This is a genomic window from Streptomyces otsuchiensis (genome assembly GCF_004305975.1).
GTDB lineage: Bacteria > Actinomycetota > Actinomycetes > Streptomycetales > Streptomycetaceae > Streptomyces > Streptomyces otsuchiensis.
Map to the genome: position 1 here is coordinate 1 of NZ_BHZI01000068.1, position 22452 is coordinate 22452.

The 22452-nt window shown below is 74.1% G+C and carries 17 protein-coding genes and 2 pseudogenes; 16 read left to right on the top strand and 3 right to left on the bottom strand.

Going from position 1 to position 22452, the window contains the following annotated elements; genetic code table 11:
- A pseudogene (locus E0D90_RS27480) lies at window positions 1-2459 on the top strand (hypothetical protein); the annotation flags it as partial.
- 42 nt (window positions 2460-2501) lie between these two features.
- Here E0D90_RS27480 and E0D90_RS08930 read toward each other — a convergent pair.
- Entirely contained in the window at window positions 2502-2783 is a 282-nt protein-coding gene (locus E0D90_RS08930) for a hypothetical protein (RefSeq protein WP_227870088.1), read from the bottom strand.
- A gap of 204 nt (window positions 2784-2987) precedes the next feature.
- On the opposite strand from E0D90_RS08930, the gene E0D90_RS08935 reads away from it, so the two are divergent.
- The 6 genes from E0D90_RS08935 (at window position 2988) to E0D90_RS08960 (ending at window position 10370) form a co-directional block, all read left to right on the top strand.
- Window positions 2988-5474, top strand: a complete 2487-nt coding sequence (locus tag E0D90_RS08935; protein WP_130797281.1) for a sensor histidine kinase — start codon at window positions 2988-2990, stop codon at window positions 5472-5474.
- The gene (locus tag E0D90_RS08940; RefSeq protein ID WP_103500352.1) at window positions 5471-5908 is read left to right on the top strand and encodes a roadblock/LC7 domain-containing protein; all 438 of its coding nucleotides are present in this window, start codon (window positions 5471-5473) and stop codon (window positions 5906-5908) included. Before E0D90_RS08935 ends, E0D90_RS08940 begins: the two co-directional genes overlap by 4 nt.
- 13 nt (window positions 5909-5921) lie before the next feature.
- A complete protein-coding gene (locus tag E0D90_RS08945) occupies window positions 5922-6320 on the top strand; it encodes a DUF742 domain-containing protein (protein ID WP_103500351.1) in 399 nt (132 codons plus the stop codon).
- Window positions 6301-6903 (top strand): GTP-binding protein, encoded by a 603-nt coding sequence (locus E0D90_RS08950; protein WP_103500350.1) that lies wholly within the window; start codon window positions 6301-6303, stop codon window positions 6901-6903. The genes E0D90_RS08945 and E0D90_RS08950 overlap by 20 nt, the downstream gene beginning before the upstream one ends.
- A gap of 238 nt (window positions 6904-7141) precedes the next feature.
- Window positions 7142-9166 carry an acetoacetate--CoA ligase gene (locus E0D90_RS08955; RefSeq protein WP_130797276.1) on the top strand — a complete coding sequence of 675 codons (2025 nt, stop codon included), beginning with the start codon at window positions 7142-7144 and terminating at the stop codon, window positions 9164-9166.
- A 124-nt stretch (window positions 9167-9290) separates the two neighbouring features.
- On the top strand, window positions 9291-10370 hold the full coding sequence (locus E0D90_RS08960; RefSeq protein ID WP_130797277.1) for a DUF8829 domain-containing protein: 1080 nt from the start codon (window positions 9291-9293) through the stop codon (window positions 10368-10370).
- Window positions 10371-10446: 76 nt separating this feature from the next.
- Here the strand turns inward: E0D90_RS08960 and ptsP are convergent, their stop codons facing one another.
- Entirely contained in the window at window positions 10447-12126 is a 1680-nt protein-coding gene (gene ptsP, locus E0D90_RS08965) for a phosphoenolpyruvate--protein phosphotransferase (RefSeq protein ID WP_103500347.1), read from the bottom strand.
- A 17-nt stretch (window positions 12127-12143) separates the two neighbouring features.
- On the bottom strand, window positions 12144-12593 hold the full coding sequence (locus tag E0D90_RS08970) for a PTS sugar transporter subunit IIA (RefSeq protein WP_103500346.1): 450 nt from the start codon (window positions 12591-12593) through the stop codon (window positions 12144-12146).
- Between the two features lie 220 nt (window positions 12594-12813).
- On the opposite strand from E0D90_RS08970, the gene clsA reads away from it, so the two are divergent.
- The 9 genes and pseudogenes from clsA to E0D90_RS09015 all read left to right on the top strand — a co-directional run.
- A complete protein-coding gene (gene clsA / locus E0D90_RS08975) occupies window positions 12814-13422 on the top strand; it encodes a cardiolipin synthase ClsA (protein ID WP_103500345.1) in 609 nt (202 codons plus the stop codon).
- Window positions 13423-13557: 135 nt separating this feature from the next.
- Entirely contained in the window at window positions 13558-16053 is a 2496-nt protein-coding gene (locus tag E0D90_RS08980; protein ID WP_103500344.1) for a mannose-1-phosphate guanyltransferase, read from the top strand.
- 66 nt (window positions 16054-16119) lie between these two features.
- Window positions 16120-17007, top strand: a pseudogene (locus E0D90_RS08985) (DUF881 domain-containing protein); the annotation flags it as partial.
- A gap of 191 nt (window positions 17008-17198) precedes the next feature.
- Window positions 17199-17531, top strand: a complete 333-nt coding sequence (locus E0D90_RS08990; protein WP_103500343.1) for a small basic family protein — start codon at window positions 17199-17201, stop codon at window positions 17529-17531.
- Between the two features lie 207 nt (window positions 17532-17738).
- Window positions 17739-18701, top strand: a complete 963-nt coding sequence (locus E0D90_RS08995; protein WP_130797282.1) for a DUF881 domain-containing protein — start codon at window positions 17739-17741, stop codon at window positions 18699-18701.
- A 298-nt stretch (window positions 18702-18999) separates the two neighbouring features.
- A complete protein-coding gene (locus E0D90_RS09000) occupies window positions 19000-19617 on the top strand; it encodes an FHA domain-containing protein (RefSeq protein ID WP_307721133.1) in 618 nt (205 codons plus the stop codon).
- An 87-nt stretch (window positions 19618-19704) separates the two neighbouring features.
- Entirely contained in the window at window positions 19705-20178 is a 474-nt protein-coding gene (locus tag E0D90_RS09005) for a bifunctional nuclease family protein (protein WP_103500821.1), read from the top strand.
- Between the two features lie 147 nt (window positions 20179-20325).
- Entirely contained in the window at window positions 20326-20928 is a 603-nt protein-coding gene (locus E0D90_RS09010) for a MerR family transcriptional regulator (protein WP_307721134.1), read from the top strand.
- 93 nt (window positions 20929-21021) lie between these two features.
- Window positions 21022-22452 (top strand): DNA polymerase IV (locus E0D90_RS09015; RefSeq protein WP_130797279.1); only part of this gene is annotated, 1431 nt, incomplete at its 3' end.

Here is a 22452-nt window from a genome sequence, read left to right on the forward strand (position 1 = left end):
CCACCCCCGCCCCGGACACCACCGACACCGGTGTCTTCCTGGTGCCGCCGAACCCCGCCATGCACGACGAGCGGGCCGCCGACACCGAACGCCACGCCCTGCGCCGCCGCGCGGGAGAACGCGACGAGTCGATCCGCGTGCTCGCGGCGCGCCTGGCCGCCGACCGCGCGCTGGGAGCCCGCGTCGCCTCGTGGCGCGCGGGCTGCCCGCCCGGCCGTCTCGGGGAACTCGCCTCGACCGCCGGCTCCGCGCGGGAGGCCGCCACCGCCGCCGAGCAGGAACTCGCGGCGGCTGCCGCGCTCCACGCCGAGGCGGAAGAGGCCTCCACCGAGGCCACATCCGTCCGCGAGGAGCGGCAGGAAGTGCTCCAGCGTGCCCGACGGCGGGCCGACGCCCTCGCCGGCCTCGCCTTCCGGCTCCGGGAACGCCCACGCTGGCAGGCGGCGCTGCGCGAGCTGGCCGAGGACGCCGCCGAGGCCGGCGCCCGGGCCGAGGTTCTGCTGGACCGGGCCCGCGCCGCCGACGAGGACCGCCGCACCGCCCAGCGCACCGCCGACGACGCCCGCCGCACCGCCCGCGTGCTGCGCGCGGAGCGCGCCGAGATCGGGGGCCCCACCGCCTCGGAGGAGGAGGCACGGGACGCCGCCGCCTCGCCCGAGACCGCGCTGCCGGCGCTGCGCGAGCAGTACCGCACCGCCGCCCAGCTCTACGACAAGGTCGGTGTCGGCGCCGACCTGCGCGCCGAACAGGCCCGTGCCGAGGGCGACGCCAGCGCCGCGCAGGCCGCCCTCGACCGGATCGGCGCCAAGGTCCGGGCCCGGGCCGCCAAACTGCTGGAGACCACCGACGGCGCCGACAGCCCCTCCCGCCAGGCGGCCGCCTCCCGGGCCGAGGCCCAGGTGCAACTGGTGGAGTCCCGCGCCTCGGCCGCCAGCGAGCAGCTCGGCCGGCTGCGGGGAGAGACCGAGCGCCACGCGCCGTCCGACGGCGGCCACCACACCGAACTGCCCGACTCCCTGCTGCCGCGCGACGCCGACCACGCCCGGGAACTGCTGCGCACCGCCGGAGCCGAGGAGGAGGCCTGCCGCCAGGCACTGCAGACCGCCCGCGAGGTGCAGGCGGCCCTGCAGGACGACCACCGGGCCGCCTCGAACGCCACCGGCGACTTCGAGGAACTCACCGCGCAGCTGCGGGACCTGCTCCGCGACCCGGCCGCCGAGGAGACGGAGGAGCCCGCCGTGGCGTACCCGGGAGGGCCCGAGGAGGCCCGCCGTGCCGCCTCGGAGACCCGCCGCTCGCTGCGGGGCTGCGCCGCCGACCTCTCCGCCGCCGAGGGCGCTGTGCGGGAGGCCTCGGACCAGCTGGTCCGGCACGCCAACGCCACCCGCTACGAGCAGGTGCGCACGCCCGCACGCCAGCAGATCCGCGAACTCCCCGCAGCGGCACTGCCCGAGCACGCCGCGGCGTGGGCCGAGGCGTTCGCGCCCCGGCTGCGGGTCCTCACCGACGAACTGGCCCAGCTGGAGCGCAACCGGGGCTCGATCGTGGCGCGGCTGCGCGGCCTCGTGGAGTCCTCCCTGGCGACCCTGCGCTCCGCGCAGCGGCTCTCGCGTCTCCCCGAGGGACTGGGCGAGTGGTCGGGGCAGGAGTTCGTCCGGATCCGCTTCGACGACCCGGACCCGGCGACGCTCACCGAGCGGCTCGGCGAGGTGATCGACGAGACGACCAGCGCGGCGGTCCGCAAGAACAGCGATCTGCGCCGGGACGGCATGTCGCTGCTGCTGCGCGGCGTCGAGGCCGGGCTGCGGCCGCGCGGGATCTCCGTGGAGATCCTCAAGCCCGACGCGGTGCTGAGGGCCGAGCGGGTCCCCGTCGGGCAGATGGGCGACGTCTTCTCCGGTGGCCAGCTGCTGACCGCCGCCATCGCGCTGTACTGCACGATGGCGGCACTGCGCAGCAACGACCGGGGACGGGACGAGGACCGGCACGCCGGGACGCTCTTCCTGGACAACCCGATCGGCAGGGCCAACGCCACCTACCTGCTGGAGCTGCAACGGGCGGTCGCCGACGCGCTCGGTGTCCAGCTGCTCTACACGACCGGGTTGTTCGACACCACGGCGCTGGCGGAGTTTCCGCTGGTGATCCGGTTGCGCAACGACGCCGACCTGCGGGCGGGGCTGAAGTACATCCGGGTCGAGGAGCACCTGCGTCCGGGGCTTCCCAAGAGCCGGGAGGGCGCGGACGGCACCCACAGCGAGATCACGGCCACCCGGATGTTCCGCCGGCCGGCTGTGGCGACGGCCTCCGTGCCGGCGCAGGGCGGGCCGTCGGCCCTCGACAGCGGCGGCGACTCCGGCACGGGCGCCGGCACGGATTCCGGCTCCGGTGACGCGGAGGCGGACGCGGGGGGCGCGGCTCCCGCGTCGCGGGCGCGGGAGGAGTCACCCCCGGGCCGGTAGCCGGCCGCGCGGGGGCGGGTCGTGTCGCCGGGCCGGGCCGCGTCACCGGCGGCGCAGCGCCCGCCGCCGGGCGGCGCTGCTGGGCAGCGACTCCACGCCGTGCCGTTGCCGCCACATCTGACGGGTCACCCAGATGTCGAGCACGCCCCAGGTGGAGAGCACGGCGCTGAGCAGCGTGCTGATCAGCATGGGGTAGGTCAGCCATGATCCGGCCAGGGCGCACAGCAGCACCACGACGAGCTGAACCAGCGTCAGGGCGATGAGCAGCACCGCCCGCACGGCCGAGTCGCGTACCGGGTCCGGCATCCGGGGTCTGGAGTCCATCCTCCTGCGCTCCCTGCACGGTGAGATGAACGGAAATGTCGCGCGCGACCATGTTAGAACGCCTTGCGTGGCAGGGTGCGACCGGCAAGGATGAGCGCGCCCCGGAACAACTCGGAGCGTCTCACCGGTTTCACTCAGAGGTGTGATGGGGAGAGGATGTGGCTTCGTGAACAAGCGGCCATGACAAGGAACTTGGGGGAGGGCATGCGTTTCCGGGGGAGGTCCGTGCGCCGGAAGATCACGGCGCTGCTGCTGGTACCCCTGATGTCGCTCGTGGCCATCTGGGCCTTCGCGGTCGCCATCACCGCCCAGGAGGCGCGTGAGCTGCTGGCCGTCTCGGCGGTCTCCGACAGCCTCGGCAAGCCGGCGGAGGCCACGGTCCACGCGCTGCAGCAGGAGCGGCGCCAGACCCTCGTCCATCTCGCCGACCCCCGGGACCGCGCCGATCTGGAGCGGGCCCGCGAGGCCACCGACACCGCGGTCGCGCAGGTCCGGGAGAGCGTCGCCGCCGGCGCCCGGGACGACCTGAACTCCGGGGCCGAGGAGCGGCTCGACGGCCTGCTGGAGGGGCTGGACCGGCTGGAGCTCATCCGGGACCGCGTCGACACCAACACCGTCACCCGCGACGGCGCCCTGGAGGCGTACAACGCACTCACCGAGCCGGGGCTGCGGTTCCAGTCGGCACTGCACCTGCTGGAGAACGTCGCGCTCGACCGCCACGGCCGGGCGGTCGCCGGCCTGGGGCACGCCGGGGAGTACCTCTCCCGCTCGGACGCCCTGGTCGCCGGCGCGCTGACGGCCGGCCGGCTCACCGACAACGAGGTGCGGCTGCTGACGGAGGGCACCGCGGAACGCCGCCTGGCCTACGGCATGCACCTGCCGGACCTGCCCGCGGACGACCGCAGGGCGCACCAGAACTTCTGGCAGGCCGGCCACGGCCAGACGCTCGTCTCCGCCGAGGAGTCGCTGCTCGCCCACGGCGCGGCGGGTGTGCAGCCCGGACGCTGGGACGACATCAACGCGACCGGCGCCGCGGAACTGCGCGCCCTCGCCGACGCCGCGGGCGACCGCTACCAGGACGAGGTCGGGCCCGCCGCCACCGCGGTACTGACGCGCGCCGCCGGCGCCGGCCTCTTCGGGCTGGCCGCCGTGCTGGTGACCGTCGTGGTCTCCGTCCGGGTCGGACGCGGCCTCATCCGCGATCTGCGCACCCTGTGGCGGGAGGCCCACGACTCGGCCGAGGTGCGGCTGCCGAGCGTCATGCGGCGTCTGGGCGACGGGGAGAAGGTCGATGTCGAGACCGAGGTGCCCCGCCTGGAGTACGGCAAGGACGAGGTCGGTCAGGTCGGCAGGGCACTCAACACACTGCAGCGCTCCGCCGTGGAGGCCGCCGTCCAGCAGGCCGAGATGCGGCGGGGCGTCTCCGACGTCTTCGTCAACCTCGCCCGGCGCAACCAGGTGCTGCTGCACCGTCAGCTGAGCCTGCTGGACAGCATGGAGCGGCGCACCGACGACGCCGACGAGCTGTCCGACCTGTTCCGGCTCGACCACCTCACCACCCGGATGCGGCGCCACGCCGAGGGCCTGGTGATCCTCTCCGGCGCGGCCCCCGCCCGCCAGTGGCGCAAGCCGGTTCAGCTGATGGACGTGGTGCGCGGCGCGGTGGCCGAGGTCGAGCAGTACGAACGGATCGAGGTCCGGCGCCTGCCGCGCCTGGCCGTGGCGGGCAACGCGGTCGCCGACCTCAGCCATCTGATCGCCGAACTCATGGAGAACGCCACGGTCTTCTCCCCGCCGCACACGGCCGTCCAGGTGCAGGGCGAGCGGGTGCCGCAGGGCTTCTCGCTGGAGATCCACGACCGCGGTCTGGGGATGACCACCGAGGCGATGGAGTCCGCCAACGAGACCCTGGCCACCACGCCCGACTTCGAGCTCTCCGACACCGACCGGCTCGGGCTGTTCGTGGTCTCCCGCCTCGCCCGCCGGCACCAGGTGCGCGTCTCGCTGTGCTCCTCGCCCTACGGGGGCACCACCGCCGTGGTGCTGCTCCCCGGCGAACTGCTGACCGACGCGGTCGAGGACGACTCCGACCACCGCGCGCCGCTGCCCGACCGCCCCTCCCCGCCGGCGTTGCTCAACGGCCCGGTCGACGGCCCGGTCGAGCTGGACGCGCCGGTCAACGTTCCCGGGCCGGAACCGGTGCCGCACGGGGACGGGCCGCCGGCCCCCGCGCGCGACGGCGGCGACCGCTCGGAACACACCGCGGCCCCGGCCGACGACCCGATGCTGCCGCTGCCCCAGCGCCGCCGCACCCCGGTGCTCGTCGCCGAGAACGGCCGCCAGGTCCGGCAGGTGCCGCCGCTGGTGGAGGAGCCGGAGGAGCCGCGGGAGCGCGCCCGGGCCACCGGGCCGGTCCACCGCCCCGAGCCGCATCCGGCCGACGGCGCGGTGGACACCGCCTCCGGGCTGCCCCGCCGGGTGCGGCAGGCCCGGCTGGCACCGCAGTTGCGCGACGGCGGCCCGAACGGGCCGGCCGGCGGGTGGGACCCGGCGCCGGAGACCGACGCCGAGGAAGTACGGACCCGGATGTCCTCGCTGCAACGAGGCTGGGAGCGCGGACGGGAGCAGAACGACAGCCGGTCACGGGAGAACCCGCCCGGCACCGACGGACGTGAGGGGCGCGAGCCATGACCGCACCGCAGACGGCATTCAACGGGGGACCCCGGCGCAGCGCGGAGCTGGACTGGCTCCTGGACGACCTGGTCTCCAGAGTCGGCAGCATCGAGCACGCGTTGGTCCTCTCCGGCGACGGCCTGGCCCGGGGCTCCTCCCGCGGTCTGGACCGGGAGGCCGGCGAGCATCTGGCCGCGGTCGCCTCCGGTTTCCACAGCCTCGCCAAGGGCGTCGGGCGGCACTTCGAGGTGGGCTCGGTGCGCCAGACCCTGGTGGAGCTCGACGAGGCGTTCCTCTTCGTCGCGGCCTCGGGCTCCGGCAGCTGTCTGGCCGTGCTCACGGTCGCGGACGCCGACGTCGGGCAGGTCGCCTACGAGATGACGCTGCTGGTCCGCCGGGTCGGGGACCATCTGGGCACCCCACCCCGGCACATCGCCCCGGACCTGGCGTAGGCCGGGTGGTGCGATGACCCCGGGGTGGTTCGACGAGGACGCGGGGCCGGTGGTGCGCCCGTACGCGATGACGCGCGGCCGGACCCGTGCCTCCGGCGAGGAACGCCTCGATCTGATCGCCCTGGTCACCGCGCTGATCGGCGGGGCCGAGGAACTGCCCGCGGACGTCGCCCTTCCCGGTGGGCAGGGTCTGGCTCCCGAGCACGCCGAGATCCTGTACCGCTGCCGGCGCGCGTCGGAGTCGGTGGCCGAGCTGGCCACCGGGCTCGACCTGCCGGTCGGGGTGGTACGGGTCCTGATCAGCGACCTGCTGGAGACCGGACTGGTGCGGATCAGCCGCCCCATCCCGGCCGCCCAGCTACCGGACGAGAACATTCTGCGTGAGGTGATCGATGGTCTCCGGGCCCTCTGACATAGCACCGGCGGTCGCGGACCCGCTGGCTCTGAAGATCCTGGTCGCGGGCGGGTTCGGTGTCGGCAAGACGACGCTGGTCGGCGCCGTGAGCGAGATCCGGTCGCTGCAGACCGAGGAACGCCTCACCGAGGCCGGCCGCCCCGTCGACGACACCAGCGGGGTGGCCGCCAAGCGCACCACCACCGTGGCGATGGACTTCGGCCGGATCACCATCAGCGACGCGCTGGTGCTGTATCTGTTCGGCACGCCCGGACAGGAGCGGTTCTGGTTCCTGTGGGACGAGCTGGCCCAGGGCGCCATCGGCGCGGTGGTCTTGGCCGACACCCGACGGCTGGCCGACAGCTTCGCCGCCATCGACTTCTTCGAGAGCAGGGGCCTGCCGTTCGCGGTGGGCGTCAACTGCTTCGACGGAGCGACGCGTTACCCGCCGGACGCGGTGCGCGCCGCGCTCGACCTCGATCCCGACATCCCGGTGGTGCTCTGCGACGCACGGGTGCGGGAGTCGGCGCGGGAGGCGCTGGTCGCGGTCGTGGAGCACGCCCTGCGCCGCTCCGCCGAGGCCCGGACCGCGGTGACCTGAGGGCGGGCCGGCGACCGCGTGGTGCGTCCACCACACCGCGGCCCGCGACCGCCCGCCCGGGCGGACGCCGGCCGCGGGCGGCTGTGTGGCGGCCACACGTGTGGTGGCCCCGCGATGTGGTGTCCCGCCCTGGTGCCCGGCCCGGCGACATGGCAGGGTCTCGCTGAACCGCGTCACGCGCACACCCCCGCACGTGCGCGGGGCGACGCACACGACGCGTACTCACCGGGAGCCGCCCATGACCTCGCACCACGTCGATCCGGCCATCGAACCGCAGCCCCTGTGGCGGCCGGGCCCGGAGCGGGTCGAAGCGGCCGGGCTGACCCGCTTCCACCGCTGGGCCGCCGAACGGCACGGCGCGCCACGCCCACTGGGGGAGGGCCCGGAACGCGACTACGCGTCGCTGCACCGCTGGTCGGTCGACGAGCCGGAGAGCTTCTGGCAGGCGGTGGCCGACTGGTTCGAGGTCTCCTTCACCTCGCCCCCCGAGCGGGTGCTCGGTGAGCGCGCGATGCCGGGCGCGGTGTGGTTCCCCGGCGCGCGGGTGAACTACGCGGCCCACGCCCTGCGCTTCGCCGACGATCCCGCCCTCGCCGACGAGCCGGCGCTCATCGGCGTCGACGAGGAGCAGGACCCCCGGCCCGTGAGCTGGCGAGAGCTGCGCGACCGCGTCGCCGCGCTCGCCGCGTCGATGCGTGAGCTGGGGGTCCGCCCGGGCGACCGGGTCAGCGGCTACCTCCCTAACATCCCCGAGGCCGTGATCGCGCTGCTGGCGACCGCCGCGGTGGGCGCGGTGTGGACCTCCTGCGCCCCCGACTTCGGGGCGCGCAGCGTGCTGGACCGCTTCCAGCAGGTCGACCCGGTGCTGCTGTTCACCGTGGACGGCTACCGCTACGCGGGCAGGACCCACGACCGCGCGGAGACCGTCGCCGAACTCCGGCGGGAGCTGCCGGGGCTGCGCGCGGTGGTGCACATCCCGCTGCTGGGCACTCCCGCACCCGAGGGCGCCCTGGAGTGGGCCGCGCTCACCGTGGCCCGGCCGGGGCGGGAGTCCGCCCCGGTCTACGAGCAGGTCCCCTTCGGCCATCCGCTGTGGGTGCTGTACTCCTCGGGCACCACCGGGCTGCCCAAGGCCATCGTGCAGTCCCAGGGCGGCATCCTGGTCGAGCACCTCAAGCAGCTGGGCCTGCACTGCGACCTCGGCCCCGGCGACCGGCTGTTCTGGTACACCTCCACCGGCTGGATGATGTGGAACTTCCTCGCCTCCGGCCTGCTGGTCGGCGCGACGGTCGTGCTCTACGACGGCAGCCCGGCGTACCCCGGCACCGGGGCCCAGTGGCGGATCGCCGAACTCACCCGGGCCACCCTGTTCGGCACCTCCGCCGCCTATGTCACCGCCTGCGCCAAGAAGGGCGTGCGTCCCGGACGTGACCACGACCTCTCCGCGACCCGGTGCGTGGCCACCACCGGGTCCCCGCTGCCGCCCGACGGGTTCCGCTGGCTCCACGAGGAGGTGGCCGCCGACCTGTGGATCGCCTCCGTCAGCGGCGGCACCGACGTCTGCAGCTGCTTCGCCGGCGCCGTGCCCACCCTGCCCGTCCACGTCGGGGAACTCCAGGCCGCGTGTCTGGGCACCGACCTGCAGGCGTGGGACCCGGAGGGCCGGGCCGTCACCGACGAGGTCGGCGAACTGGTCGTCACCAACCCCATGCCCTCGATGCCGGTCCGTTTCTGGAACGATCCCGGTGGCGAGCGGTACCGGGAGAGCTACTTCGAGACCTATCCCGGGGTGTGGCGGCACGGGGACTGGATCACCCTCACCGGCCACGGCGGCGTCGTCATCCACGGCCGTTCCGACTCCACTCTCAACCGGCAGGGGGTGCGGATGGGATCTGCCGACATCTACGAGGTCGTCGAGCGGCTGCCCGAGATCCAGGAGTCCCTGGTCATCGGCGTCGAACTGCCAGACGGCGGCTACTGGATGCCGCTCTTCGTCCACCTCGCACCCGGAGCCGAACTGGACGAGGCGCTGCGCGGGAGGATCGCCGGCGCCCTGCGTGAGGAACTGTCGCCACGTCATGTGCCGGACGAGGTGATCGCGGTGCGGGCGGTGCCGCACACCCTCACCGGCAAACGGATCGAGGTCCCCGTCAAGAGGCTCCTGCAGGGCACCCCGATGGAGAAGGCGGTCAACCCCGGTTCGGTGGACGATGTGACGCTGCTGGAGTTCTACGCCCGGCTGGGCCGCGAACGCGCCGCCTGAGCATCCCCCCTCGTCGCCCGGGAGGGCCGGAGGCCCCCGGACCGTCGTCACTGTCAGTGGTCGATACTACTGTGCGTGATGACCGTCAGTCGAGGGCTCCGGCCCGCTCCCGAGGGGGATCGCCATGGCACCCACCCACCGCACACCACCACACGCGCGCCACGCGGTACGTCCGCTGCACGCCGAGACCGTCAGCACCGTCGCCGTCGTGGCCGACGCGGACGCCTTCGCGACCCTCCACCGCTGCGGCGGCCTGGGCTTCGACGACCGCGACGGCTACCTGCGCGGGCTGGAGGGCCACCTACGACGGCTGGCCCGACGCGGTGGCCAGGTGCGGGTCGCGCTGCTCGACCCGCACGAGTACCGGGACTACTGCGCCCGCGCGTCACTGGCGCCGGGGGAGGCGGCGGCCCGCGCCCGCTACGCCGGAGAAGTGGCCGCCCGCGGCTGCTCGGTCCGCTACCACGGCCAGGGCGTCCAGCGGCTGCTCGCGGAGCTCCGCACGGCTCACGACGCCCGGCAGACATGGGAGCGCTGCTCGGACCAGCTGGCAGCGGCCGGCCGCTGCCCACGCTGCCGCGGACCACTGGCCGAATGCGCCTTCCAGCGCGCCGCCGACACCGTCGAGGAACTGTTGCTGCGGGCGGGGCCGGGCACCCACCGGCTCGTCTGCTCCCTGGTCGCCTCCGACGGCCCGCTCTCCGCGGTGCTGCACCGCGGAGAGGCCGCCGGGACACCGCACGAGGGGGAACCGCGGCCGGACGGGGGCGGCGACACCCAGCCGCCCGACGCGTCCCGCGCGTCCGAGGGCGCCGTCCTCACCGGCCGGGTGACTCCGGCCGGCACCTCGGTCCTGGCCGATCCCGACGGGCTGCTGCTCTGCATGGTCCTCGCCGTCGCCCTCGCCGAGGGGGAGGGCGCGGGACTGCTGCTGCGCACCGTCCCCCACCTGGGCGCCCCGGCCGAAGAGGCCGAACCGGCCCGCCCGGCCCCGCGGCCCGGTGAGGACTCCGCCGGTGCCCCACCACCGCAGGAGGTGCGCGGCTGGGCCGTGACCGGCGGCAGGCTGCGGGCGCTGAGCGAGGCGGAGGTCTTCATGGCCTGCTGCACCGAACCCGGTACCGGTGAACCGGTGCCTCCCGAGGCGGGTGTCGCGCACCGCGCGGCGACCGAACTCCCGGCCTTCCACTGCTGGGAGTTCTGACTGCGGCGGGGCGGCCGGGCCGCTCACGTCGGCCCGGCCGCCCCGGATTCCCGCAGACGGGTGATCAGCCCGGGCGTCAGCCGGCGGCCAGTACCGCCGTGGCGGCCGCACGCGCGTCCTCGGCGCTGTCCGCGGCCCGCGCCGCCGACGCCGCGCGCTCGCACTGCGCCAGCGTGTGCGAGGCCAGCATCCCTCGCACATAGGGAATGGAGGCAGCCCCCATCGAAAGGCTGGTGACGCCCAGTCCGGTCAGCACACAGGCCAGCAGCGGGTCCGACGCGGCCTCGCCGCACACCCCGCAGCTCTTGCCCTCCGCCTTGGCGGCGTCCGCCGCCATCGCCACCAGGTCCAGCAGCGCCGGCTGCCACGGGTCCTGCAGCCCCGACAGCGCGCCCACCTGCCGGTCGGCCGCGAACGTGTACTGCGCCAGGTCGTTGGTACCCAGGGAGAGGAACTCCACCTCCTGGAGCAGCGAACGCGCGCGCAGCGCCGCGGAGGGGACCTCCACCATCACACCCGACTTGGCCCGCAGTCCCGCCGCCCGGCAGGCCTCGGCGAACGCCCGTGCCTCACCGGGGCCGGCCACCATGGGGGCCATCACCTCCAGGTAGGCGGAGAGCCCTTCCGAGGCGGCTGCCAACGCCGTCAACTGCCCGTGGAGGACATCGGGATGGTCCAGCAGCGCCCGCAGCCCACGCACCCCGAGCGCCGGGTTCGGCTCCTGGACGGGGTTGAGGTACGACAGCGGCTTGTCCGCGCCCGCGTCCAGCACCCGCACCACCACGCGGCCGTCCGGGAACGCCTGGAGGACCTCCCGGTAGGCGGCCGCCTGCTCCTCGACCGACGGGGCCCGGCCGCCGTCCGAACCGTCACCGAGGAAGAGGAACTCGGTACGGAACAGCCCCACACCCTCCGCTCCCGCCTCCAGCGCGGCCGGGACGTCGCCGGGCCCGCCGATGTTCGCCAGCAGCGGCACCTTGTGTCCGTCCGAGGTCGCCCCCGGCCCCCGCACCCCGGTGAGCGCCGCGCGCCGCTCACCCGCGCGCTGCTCCAGCCGGGACCACTCCTCCTCGTCGGGGTTGACCATGATCTCCCCGGTCTCGCCGTCCACCGCTACGACGGTGCCCTCGGCCAGCTCTCCGGCGCCCGGCAGCGCCACGACGGCCGGGACTCCCAGCGCCCGAGCCAGGATCGCGCTGTGACTGGTCGGTCCGCCCTCCTCCGTGACGAACCCCAGCACCAGCGCCGGATCCAGCAACGCCGTGTCAGCCGGGGCCAGATCGCGGGCGATGAGCACGAACGGCCCGTCGCTGTCAGGCACCCCGGGCATCGGCACGCCCAGCAGCCGCGCGATGATCCGGTTCCGCACGTCGTCCAGGTCCGCGACCCGGCCGGCGAGGTACTCCCCGGCGCCCGCGAGCAGTTCGCGGTAGGCGCCGAACGCGTCGTGGACCGCGCGTTCGGCGGTCGACCCGGCGTCGACGCGGCGTTCCACGTCCGCCTTGAGCTCCGGGTCCCGGGCCATCAGGGCCTGGGCCTCCAGCACCGCCTGTGCCTCGCCGCCGGCGAGCGTGCCGCGCGCCTCCAGATCCGCCGCGACCGCCTCCACCGCGCGCTCGGCGCGGCCCCGTTCACGGGGCGCCTCCCCGTCCGCCAGTTCCCTGGCGGGTGGCTCCAGCACTGCGGTGCCCATGTGGCGCACCTCGCCCCTGGCCACCCCGTGGCTCACCCCGACACCCTGCAGACTCGCGTCCATCTGACCCTTCTCCGGTCTCAGTTCCAGCCGAACAGCACATCGCCTGCCCGTACGTCGCGCCCGGTACGCAACCCTGCCAGGTCGCCCGGCGCCGCCTGCAGGGCCACCACCGGGCAGACCGGGGAGTGCCCCGCCTCCGCCACAGCGGCCGGGTCCCAGCGGATCAGGGGCTGGCCCCGGTGCACGCTGTCACCCTTGCCGACCAGGGGCTCGAACCCCTCGCCCGCCAGCCGCACCGTGTCGATGCCCAGATGCGTGAGCACCGCGTGTCCCGAGGCGTCGACCACCACGAAGGTGTGCGCCTGGAGCGAGACGACGATGCCGTCCAGCGGCGCCAGCGCCTCCAAGGGCACCCGTACCGGGTCGACGGCCGCGCCGGGGCCCACCAGTGAGTCCGCGAAGACCGGGTCCGGCACCTCCTCCAGGGGGATCACGCGCCCGGCCAGCGGGGACGAGACGGTGGTCATGAAGGCAGCCTCCTCGGTGGGGAGCCCGGACCGGGCGGTAACGCTTTTCGGACGTTTGTGCCGCTACACGAGCGTAAGTCATGTAACCGCTCCGCTCAGGTCCACTCCCCGTCACCCGCCCGGGGAGCCCCTCCGGTGGGGCCGGGCACCCGGCCGGTAGGGTCGGCACAGCGCCGTAACACCGTGACGGCCGGCACGACACAACGGGAGGGCTCGGCCGGTGGAGGTCCAACAGACGGGGGTTCAGACCGAGCGGGTCTTCACCATCCCCAACCTGCTGAGCATGGCGCGGCTGGCCGGAGTACCGCTCTTCCTGTGGCTGGTGCTCTCACCGGTCTTCGGCGGGCCGAACCTCGACGGATGGGCCCTGCTCGTCCTGGCCCTCAGCGGCGTCAGCGACTACCTCGACGGCAAGCTGGCCCGGCGCTGGAACCAGGTCAGCAGGCTCGGCGCCCTGCTCGACCCCGCCGCCGACCGGCTGTACATCCTCGCCACCCTCGTCGGCCTCACCTGGCGTGACATCCTCCCGTGGTGGATCACCGCGCTGCTGGTCCTGCGCGAGCTGGTGCTGCTGGTCGCCGTGATCCTGCTCGACCGCCGCGGCTACGCTCCGCCCGAGGTCAACTTCCTCGGCAAGGCCGCCACCTTCAACCTCATGTACGCCTTCCCGCTGCTGCTCCTCAGCGACGGAAGCGGAACCGTGTCGTCACTGGCTGCTGTTTTCGGATGGGCGTTCGCAGTCTGGGGTACAGCGCTGTACTGGTGGGCAGGGATCCTCTACGTGGTCCAGGTCCGCCGACTTCTCACGGCGGACGCCGCGGCCGACTGATCCCGCCTCCGGCAGCGTGGCTGAGGCCCGGCACCGTCCGCGCGGGGACGACCCGCGTCACGTCTCCCCCGGGTGGATTCGTCCGGACGGCCCAGTCGGCATGACTGTCCGCTCTGCGAGGAGGACACTTCCACTATGAAGGCCGTCGTAATGGCAGGGGGCTCGGGCACCAGGCTCCGGCCGATGACCGCGAGCATGCCCAAGCCACTGCTGCCCGTGGTCAACCGCCCGATCATGGAGCACGTGCTCCGGCTGCTGAAGCGCCACGGGCTCACCGAGACCGTGGTCACCGTCCAGTTCCTGGCGTCACTGGTGAAGAACTACTTCGGTGACGGCGAGGAGCTGGGCATGGAGCTCACCTACGCCAACGAGGAAAAGCCGCTCGGCACCGCCGGCAGCGTCAAGAACGCGGAGGCGGCGCTCAAGGACGACTCCTTCCTCGTCATCTCCGGCGACGCCCTCACCGACTTCGACCTCACCGAGCTGATCCGCTTCCACCGCGAACGCGGCGCCCTGGTGACCGTCTGCCTGACCCGGGTGCCCAACCCGCTGGAGTTCGGCATCACCATCGTCGACGAGGAGGGCCGGGTCGAACGGTTCCTGGAGAAACCGACCTGGGGCCAGGTCTTCTCCGACACCGTGAACACCGGCATCTACATCATGGAGCCCGAGGTCTTCGACTACGTCGAGCCCGACGTGCCCGTGGACTGGTCCGGTGACGTCTTCCCCCGCCTGATGAAGGAGGGCAAGCCCGTCTACGGCTACATCGCCGAGGGCTACTGGGAGGACGTGGGCACCCACGAGAGCTACGTCAAGGCCCAGGCCGACGTCCTGGAGGGCAAGGTCGACGTCGAGATCGACGGCTTCGAGATCTCCCCGGGCGTCTGGGTCGCCGAAGGCGCCGAGGTCCACCCCGACGCGGTGCTGCGCGGCCCCCTCTACATCGGCGACTACGCCAAGGTCGAGGCCGGCGCCGAGATCCGCGAACACACCGTCATCGGATCGAACGTCGTCGTCAAGTCCGACGCCTTCCTGCACCGCGCCGTCATCCACGACAACGTCTACGTCGGACCCCAGACCAACCTGCGCGGCTGTGTGGTCGGCAAGAACACCGACGTCATGCGAGCCGCCCGGATCGAGGACGGCGCCGTCGTCGGCGACGAGTGCCTGATCGGCGAGGAGTCGATCATCCAGGACACCGTCCGTGTCTACCCCTTCAAGACGATCGAGGCCGGCGCCTTCGTCAACACCTCCGTCATCTGGGAGTCCCGGGGACAGGCCAGCCTCTTCGGCGCCCGCGGCGTGTCCGGCATCCTCAACGTCGAGATCACGCCCGAGGTCGCCGTCCGCCTCGCCAGCGCCTACGCCACCACCCTCAAGAAGGGCGCCACCGTCACCACCGCGCGCGACCACTCCCGCGGTGCCCGCGCCCTCAAGCGAGCCGTCATCTCCGCCCTCCAGGCGTCCGCGATCGACGTCCGCGACCTGGAGAACGTGCCCCTGCCCGTCGCCCGCCAGCAGACCGCCCGCGGCAGCGCCGGCGGCATCATGATCCGCACCACGCCCGGCGTGCCCGAGTCGGTCGACGTGATGTTCCTCGACGAGCACGGCGCCGACCTCTCCCAGGGCGGCCAGCGCAAGCTCGACCGCGTCTACGCGCGGCAGGAGTACCGGCGCGCGTTCCCCGGGGAGATCGGCGACCTGCGCTTCCCCGCCAGTGTCTTCGACGCCTACAGCGGGTCGCTGCTGCGCGCCATCGACACCGAGGGCGTCGCCGAGGCCGGACTGAAGATCGTCGTCGACGCGGCGCACGGCAGCGCCGGCCTGGTGCTGCCCAGCCTGCTCGGCAAGCTCGGCGTGGAGGCCCTCACCATCAACCCGGGCCTGGACGAGTCCCACCCCACGGAGACCGCCGAGGAACGCGCGGCGGCCCTGGTGCGGCTGGGTGAGATGGTCGCGTCCTCGCGCGCCGCGTTCGGCGTCCGGTTCGACCCCGTCGGCGAACAGCTCTCCCTCGTCGACGAGCGGGGACGCGTCATCGACGACCACCGGGCACTGCTGGTCATGCTCGACCTCGTCGCCGCCGAGCGGCGCAGCGGCCGGGTCGTCCTGCCGGTGACCACCACCCGCATCGCCGAACAGGTCGCCGCCTACCACGGCACCCAGGTGGAGTGGACGACCACCTCACCCGACGACCTCACCCGCGCCGCGGCGAAGGAGGCCACCGCCTTCGGCGGCGACGGGCAGGGCGGCTTCATCATTCCGGAGTTCGGCAACGTCTTCGACGCCTCGGCAGCCTTCGTACGGCTGACCGGACTCGTCGCCCGGACCCAGCTCTCCCTCAGCCAGATCGACGCCCGCATCCCGCGCGCGCACGTGCTGCGCCGGGACATCGTCACCCCCTGGGCCGTCAAGGGCATGGTGATGCGCCGCGTCGTGGAGTCGGCGGAGGGGCGGCGCGTGGACACCACCGACGGCGTGCGCGTCGTCGAGTCCGACGGCCGCTGGGTCCTCGTGCTGCCCGATCCTGCCGAGGCCGTCACCCACCTGTGGGCCGAGGGACCGGACGACAGCGCCGCCCGGGAACTGCTGGACCGCTGGAGCGCCGTGGTCGACAGCGCCGGCGACTGATCCGCTCCGCCGGACGGGAGGGGCCCTGCTGCTTCACCCGTCCGGCGGCGTGCGACGATGTCCGCCATGCCCCAGCAGCCCGGCCCCGAGCGCGCGGCCAACACACCGCGCCCCGACGCGTCCATGTGGCTGCTCAACGAGGTCATGGACCACCCGCTGGACGCCGGCTACGAGGAGGCCGCCGCGCGCCGTGCCGCGTCCGGGGAGGCGGCACCGGGCGGCCGCCGGCTGTGGCTGGTGGCCGGTGTGCTGCTCACCGCGATGGTCATCACCCTGGGGGCGGTGCAGGCCCGCGCCTCCGCCCCGGCCGTCGCCGAGGAGCGGCGTGAGCTGGTCGACCGGGTCGGGCGCGGCACCCAGGAGACCGAGCGCCTCCAGGAGGAGGTCGACGAACTCCGGGACTTCGTGGCCGAGCTGCGCCGCGCCGCCCTGACCGGCGGGGGCGGCGGTGAGGCCGAGCTGACCGCGCTGCTGGCCGGGGCCATCGCCGTGAGCGGGCCCGGTCTGGAGCTGGTGCTGGACGACGCGGAGGGCGCGGGCGACGGCCTGGGCGGCGGCCCCCGGGACGGCGGCGGCTTCGCCGACACCGGCCGTATCCGCGACCGGGACCTGCAACGGGTGGTCAACGGGCTCTGGTCCGCCGGGGCCGAGGCGGTCGCCGTCAACGGCCAGCGCCTCACCGCCGTCTCCGCGATCCGCGCGGCCGGGGACGCCGTCCTGGTCGACAACCGGCCACTCGCGCCGCCCTACACGGTCCACGCCGTGGGCGACGGCGAGGAGCTGCGGACCGCCTTCGAACGCAGCGCGGGCGGGGCGACCCTCGAGTCACTGCGTGAGCACTACGGCATCCGGGCCTCGGTCACCGTCCGTGACGAGCTGCGGCTGCCCGCCGCCTCCAGCCTGACGCTGCGCAGTGCCACGCCGCACGATCCCGGAGGCGGAGGCGACGAGAGCCGGGCGCCCACCGGCTCCGCCGAACCGGAGACGTCCGCCGAGCCGGGAGCGTCGGCCGAACCGGAGACGCCGGGCGGGCCGGAGACGCCGGGCGGGCCGGGCCCGTCGGCAGGGGAGCAGACACAGCCAGGGGGAGCACCGGGGCAGCAGGCACCGGAGCAGCCCGGGAATCCAGGAGAGGAACAGACACCGTGATCGCCGTTCTGGGGCTGGTACTGGGGATCGTGGTGGGGGTCATCACCAGTCCGGTCGTGCCCACCGGCATGGAGCCGTATCTGCCGATCGCCGTGGTGGCCGCCCTGGACGCCGTCTTCGGCGGACTGCGGGCCAGACTCGACGGGAAGTTCGACGACAAGGTCTTCGTCGTCTCCTTCCTCTCCAACGTCGTGGTGGCGGCGCTCATCGTCTTCCTCGGCGACCAGCTCGGGGTCGGTGCGCAGCTGTCCACCGGTGTCGTCGTGGTGTTCGGCATCAGGATCTTCTCCAACGCGGCGTCTATCCGCCGCCACATCTTCCGGGCGTGAGGCCGCATGACTGAGCAGCGACGGCCCGGTGACCACCGCGACGACCGGTGGCGCGCCGAGGGGCCGCACCAGGGCCCTGACGGCGCGCCACGCCCCGAGCGCGGCGACCCCGACGGCAGGCCGTCCGGCCCACCGCCCGCGGCACCCGGTGACGGACGGCGCCCCGCCCCGCCCACCGGCGGGCGCCCCGCGCTGCCGCCGCCCGGGATGGGACGCCCGATCGCCAGGACCCCCGGCCCCCGCCCGGCGGCGGGCGCCCCGGGACCCGGACGGCCCGGTTCCGCTTCGGCGGACCCGGGCGAGGTGCCCGGCGCCCCCGCGCCCCGGCCCGCCGAACCGCCGCCGAACCCGTCCGCCGGCCCGCCACACCGGGCACCCGGCGGTGACGGCACCGGTGACCGCGACGGAGCCGGCGGCGAGGCCCGCCCCGGGGCGGACGGCGAGTCCAAGCCGCCGACCGGCCGGGACGCGCTGCTGTCCGGGCTGTGGCCGCCGCGGTTCTCCCGGGCCCAGCTGATCGTCGCCGCGCTGCTGTTCGTCCTGGGCCTCGGCCTGGCGGTGCAGATCCGCGCGGCCGGGGAGGACGGCGCCCTGCGCGGCGCCCGCCCCGAGGACCTGGTGCGCATCCTCAGCGACCTCGACGAGCGCACCAAGCGACTCGACGACGAGCGGGGCACGTTGGAGCGCCAGCGCACGGAACTGGAGACCAGCTCCGACCAGGAGGAGGAGGTCCGCAAGCAGAACCGGGAACGGGAGCTGCAGCTCGGCGTCCTTGCGGGTACGGTTGCGGCCACCGGGCCGGGTATCGACGTGCGGATCTCCGACCCGGGAGGCGCCGTCGGCGCCGACCGGTTGCTGGACGCCGTCCAGGAACTGCGGGCCGCCGGGGCCGAGGCCATGCAGATCAACGACGTCCGGGTGGTCGCCAGCACGTCCTTCGTGGACGGCGACGACCAGGTGCTGATCGACGGTGAGCCGGTGGACCGTCCGTTCCGCATCGAGGTGATCGGCCGGCCGCACGACCTGGAGCCCGCGCTGAACATCCCCGGAGGTGTCGTGCAGTCGCTGGAGAAGGAGGGCGCGACCGTGACCGTCAACCGGCCCGACGAGGTCACGGTGGACGCCTTGCGGTCCGCGGAGCAGCCTGACTACGCTCAGTCGTCATCGTGATCTGGCCGGATCCGTCGGCGGGGGCGGACGGCTGCGACGCGCCAGGTGAGGGAAACTGAACGAGGGAAGCGGGCGTTGCCAGGACGTCGTAAGCGACCCGTGAGAGACAATGGACTGCCCGCCCCGACAGGCGGGTGGACTGGTGCGAGGGGAATCGTCGGTGAGTTTTTTCGCTAAGTTGTTCGGCAGGCGGCAGGGTGGCACGGAGAGTGCCGCACGGCATCGCGCCGGTCGGCCGGGCGATACCCCTGTTCCACCTCCGTCCGGGGAGCGGGAACGCCCGCTCTTCCGTGACGAGGTGGCGGGTGCGGCAACGGAGTCGGGTCACACCCAGGGGGCCGGCGGTATAGGCGCCCGGGGACCGGCGAACGCCGGTGCGGGGTCCGAGACCGCCGCCTGTCCGCGGTGCGGCAACCAGAACGCGGCCGGAAGCCGGTTCTGCTCGCAGTGCGGCAACCCGCTGCGCGGCGGCGGCATCCCGGCCGAGGCGTCGTCCGAGACGACGTCCACGCTCTCCATCAGCGGTATCGAGGCCTACGAGGCCGAGATGACCGGCCAGCAGGCCACCCCGTCGCTCTCCGCGGAGGCCCAGGCCGCCGTGGACGCCCTCCCGCCGGGCTCGGCGCTGCTCGTCGTGCGACGCGGCCCGAACTCCGGGAGCCGCTTCCTGCTGGACAGCGACGTCACCACCGCCGGCCGCCATCCGCAGAGCGACATCTTCCTGGACGACGTCACGGTCTCGCGCCGGCACGTCGAGTTCCAGCGTCGCGCCGAGGGCGGCTTCGTGGCGACCGACAAGGGCAGCCTCAACGGCACCTACGTCAACCGTGAGCCGATCGACGAGGCCGTCGTGCTCTCCACCGGTGACGAGGTGCAGATCGGGAAGTACCGCCTCGTCTTCTACGCCGGAGGCTGAGGCGCGCGGGCACGTCCACGGGGTTGCTCGGCCCCTGTGGACGTGCCCGACTATCCAAACCGGCCGGGCACGGCCTAGGGTTGCTGTGTGAACCAGCTCGACGTCGTGGGTGTCCGGGTGGAAATGCCCAACAACCAGCCCATCGTTCTCCTCCGGGAGGTCGGGGGCGACCGCTACCTGCCCATTTGGATCGGACCGGGTGAGGCGACCGCGATCGCCTTCGCGCAGCAGGGCATGACTCCGCCCCGCCCGCTGACGCACGACCTGTTCAAGGACGTCCTGGAGGCGGTCGGCGAGGAACTCGACGCGGTGCGCATCACGGACCTCCGGGACGGCGTCTTCTACGCGGAGCTGGTCTTCGCCAGCGGCGCCGAGGTCAGCGCCCGCCCGTCGGACGCCATAGCTCTCGCCCTGCGCACCGGAACGCCCATCTACGGCAGCGACGGTGTCCTCGACGACGCCGGGATCATCATCCCGGACGAGCAGGAGGACGAGGTCGAGCGGTTCCGTGAGTTCCTGGACCAGATCTCTCCGGAGGACTTCGGTACCAGTAACCAGTGACGCGGCGTGGCGATCGTTGACGCGCGGAAGGTGCGTGCCTAGCGTCTGTGGGGCATGTCTGGGGAGAGCGCGGTACCCACCGCGCCGCCGGACGGCAGCCGGACGGCCGCGAGAGCGCACGATCGGACAGGCGGAACGGAGGCCGGCGTGACAGGTAACGGCGACAGGGGAGCGGCGAGCGGGGTGCCCGCACTGCCCGCCGAGGCGCCGCGTCCTGCTTCCCACCGGCCCCTCACGACCGACAACGCCGGCGAGCGCGCCCCCCTCCTCGGATACCGCGGTCCCAGCGCCTGCGCCGCCGCGGGCATCACCTACCGCCAGCTCGACTACTGGGCCCGGACCGGCCTGGTCGAGCCCAGCATCCGCCCCGGGCACGGCTCCGGCACCCAGCGGCTCTACGGATTCCGCGACATCCTGGTGCTGAAGATCGTGAAGCGACTGCTGGACGCGGGCGTATCGCTCCAGTCGATCCGGGCCGCCGTGCGGGCGCTGCGCACCGAGGAACTCGCCTCCCTCTCGGGAGCCACCCTCCTCAGCGACGGCGCCGCCGTCTACCGCTGTTCCTCCGCCGAAGAGGTCGCCGCCCTGCTGCGGAACGGCCGTGGCCTGTTCGGGATCGCCGTCGGCGCCGTGTGGACCGACGTGGAGGAGGCGCTCGCCCAGCTGCAGGCCGAGACGGTCAGCAGCGGCGAGACCGTGATCCCGGACCACCCCGGGGACGAGCTGGCGCGGCGCCGCAAGCGCGGCTGACGGGCGCGGCGGGGCGACCCGCGCGGTCGATCCGCGCGGGTTCCGCTGTGTCCGGGCGGGCGAGTGTCAGTGCCTTACGGCACCATCGGAGCCATGCGGGCCGAGCCCACCCTCCTCCACCTCGACATGGACGCGTTCTACGCGTCGGCCGAGCAGGCAGCCAAACCCAGCCTCCGCGGCAAGGCCGTCGTGGTCGGCGGTGTGGGTGCCAGGGGCGTCGTGGCCACCGCCTCCTACGAGGCAAGGCGGTTCGGTATCCGCTCCGCGATGCCGGTCGCACAGGCCCGGCGGCTGTGTCCCAACGCCGCCTACCTCCATCCGCGTTTCTCGCTCTACCGGGACGTCAGCGGCGTCGTGATGGGCCTGCTGGGGGCGCTCTCCCCCCTGGTGGAGCCGCTCAGCCTCGACGAGGCGTTCGTCGACCTCGCCGCCGGCGCGGCAGCCGACGGCCGGCCACCGCCTGCCGCCGCCGAGTGCCGTGCGATCGGCACGGAGATCCGCGCGGCCATCCTGCGGGCCACCGGCCTGAGCGCCTCGGTGGGGCTCGCCGGGTCCAAGATGCTCGCCAAGATCGCTTCGGAGCAGGCCAAGCCGGACGGTCTGCTGCTGCTGGAGCCGGGCTCCGAACGCGAGTACCTGGCCCCGCTCCCGGTCCGCACCCTGCCCGGCGTGGGTCCGGCCACCGACGCGACGCTGCGCCGCGCGGGCATCGTCACCGTCGGGGACGCGGTCACGGCCGGCCGTGCCGAACTGGTGAGGCTGCTCGGCCAGGCCCACGGCACCGCGGTCCACGATCTCTCGCGCGGTCTGGACGACCGGCCGGTGGTCGCCGAGCGCGACGCCAAGTCCGTCTCCGTCGAGGACACCTTCGCCGAGGACCTGACCGACCGGACCAGGGTGCGCGCAGAGGTGGACCGCCTGGCGGACCGCTGCGTCCGGCGCCTGCGGGCCGCGGGCCGCTCCGGCCGGACGGTGGTGCTCAAGGTGCGCGGCTACGACTTCACGACGGTGACCCGCTCCGAGACACTGCGCGGCCCGACCGACGACCCCTCGGTGGTGCGCGAGGCCGCCGCGCGGCTCCTGGGCGGGCTCGACACCACGGCCGGCGTGCGGCTGCTCGGAGTGGGGGTGAGCGGCCTGGCCGACTTCACCCAGGAGGACCTGTTCGCCCAGGCCTCCCGCGACCGGGCGCCCGTGCCCGACGCGGCACCGGAGAAGGGCGCACCGTCGGGCGGGGAGGCGGAGGCCGGCGCTGTCGCCACCGGAGCGGCCGCCGTGGCGCGGCGCTGGCTCCCGGGCGAGGACGTCGTCCACGACGCGCACGGTCGCGGCTGGGTGCAGGGGAGCGGCGTCGGGCGGGTGACCGTGCGGTTCGAGACGCCCACCTCCCCGCCGGGCCGTGTCCGCACCTTCGCGACCGACGAGCCGGGGCTGAGTCCGGCGGAGCCGCTGCCGTTGCCGTCGTGCCCGCCGGTGCCGTCCGTGCCGGGCGCCTCAGCTGTGAGAGGCGGTCGGCCGCCCGCT

Excerpts from the sequence above, each read along its gene's own strand:
- E0D90_RS08930 (WP_227870088.1), bottom strand. The coding sequence starts at position 2,783 with ATGGACTCCAGACCCCGGATGCCGGACCCGGTACGCGACTCGGCCGTG.
- E0D90_RS08955 (WP_130797276.1), top strand. The coding sequence starts at position 7,142 with ATGACCTCGCACCACGTCGATCCGGCCATCGAACCGCAGCCCCTGTGG.
- E0D90_RS08970 (WP_103500346.1), bottom strand. The coding sequence starts at position 12,593 with ATGACCACCGTCTCGTCCCCGCTGGCCGGGCGCGTGATCCCCCTGGAG.
- E0D90_RS08935 (WP_130797281.1), top strand. The coding sequence starts at position 2,988 with ATGCGTTTCCGGGGGAGGTCCGTGCGCCGGAAGATCACGGCGCTGCTG.
- ptsP (WP_103500347.1), bottom strand. The coding sequence starts at position 12,126 with ATGGACGCGAGTCTGCAGGGTGTCGGGGTGAGCCACGGGGTGGCCAGG.
- E0D90_RS08980 (WP_103500344.1), top strand. The coding sequence starts at position 13,558 with ATGAAGGCCGTCGTAATGGCAGGGGGCTCGGGCACCAGGCTCCGGCCG.
- E0D90_RS08950 (WP_103500350.1), top strand. The coding sequence starts at position 6,301 with ATGGTCTCCGGGCCCTCTGACATAGCACCGGCGGTCGCGGACCCGCTG.
- E0D90_RS08940 (WP_103500352.1), top strand. The coding sequence starts at position 5,471 with ATGACCGCACCGCAGACGGCATTCAACGGGGGACCCCGGCGCAGCGCG.
- E0D90_RS08995 (WP_130797282.1), top strand. The coding sequence starts at position 17,739 with ATGGGACGCCCGATCGCCAGGACCCCCGGCCCCCGCCCGGCGGCGGGC.
- E0D90_RS08945 (WP_103500351.1), top strand. The coding sequence starts at position 5,922 with ATGACCCCGGGGTGGTTCGACGAGGACGCGGGGCCGGTGGTGCGCCCG.
- E0D90_RS08960 (WP_130797277.1), top strand. The coding sequence starts at position 9,291 with ATGGCACCCACCCACCGCACACCACCACACGCGCGCCACGCGGTACGT.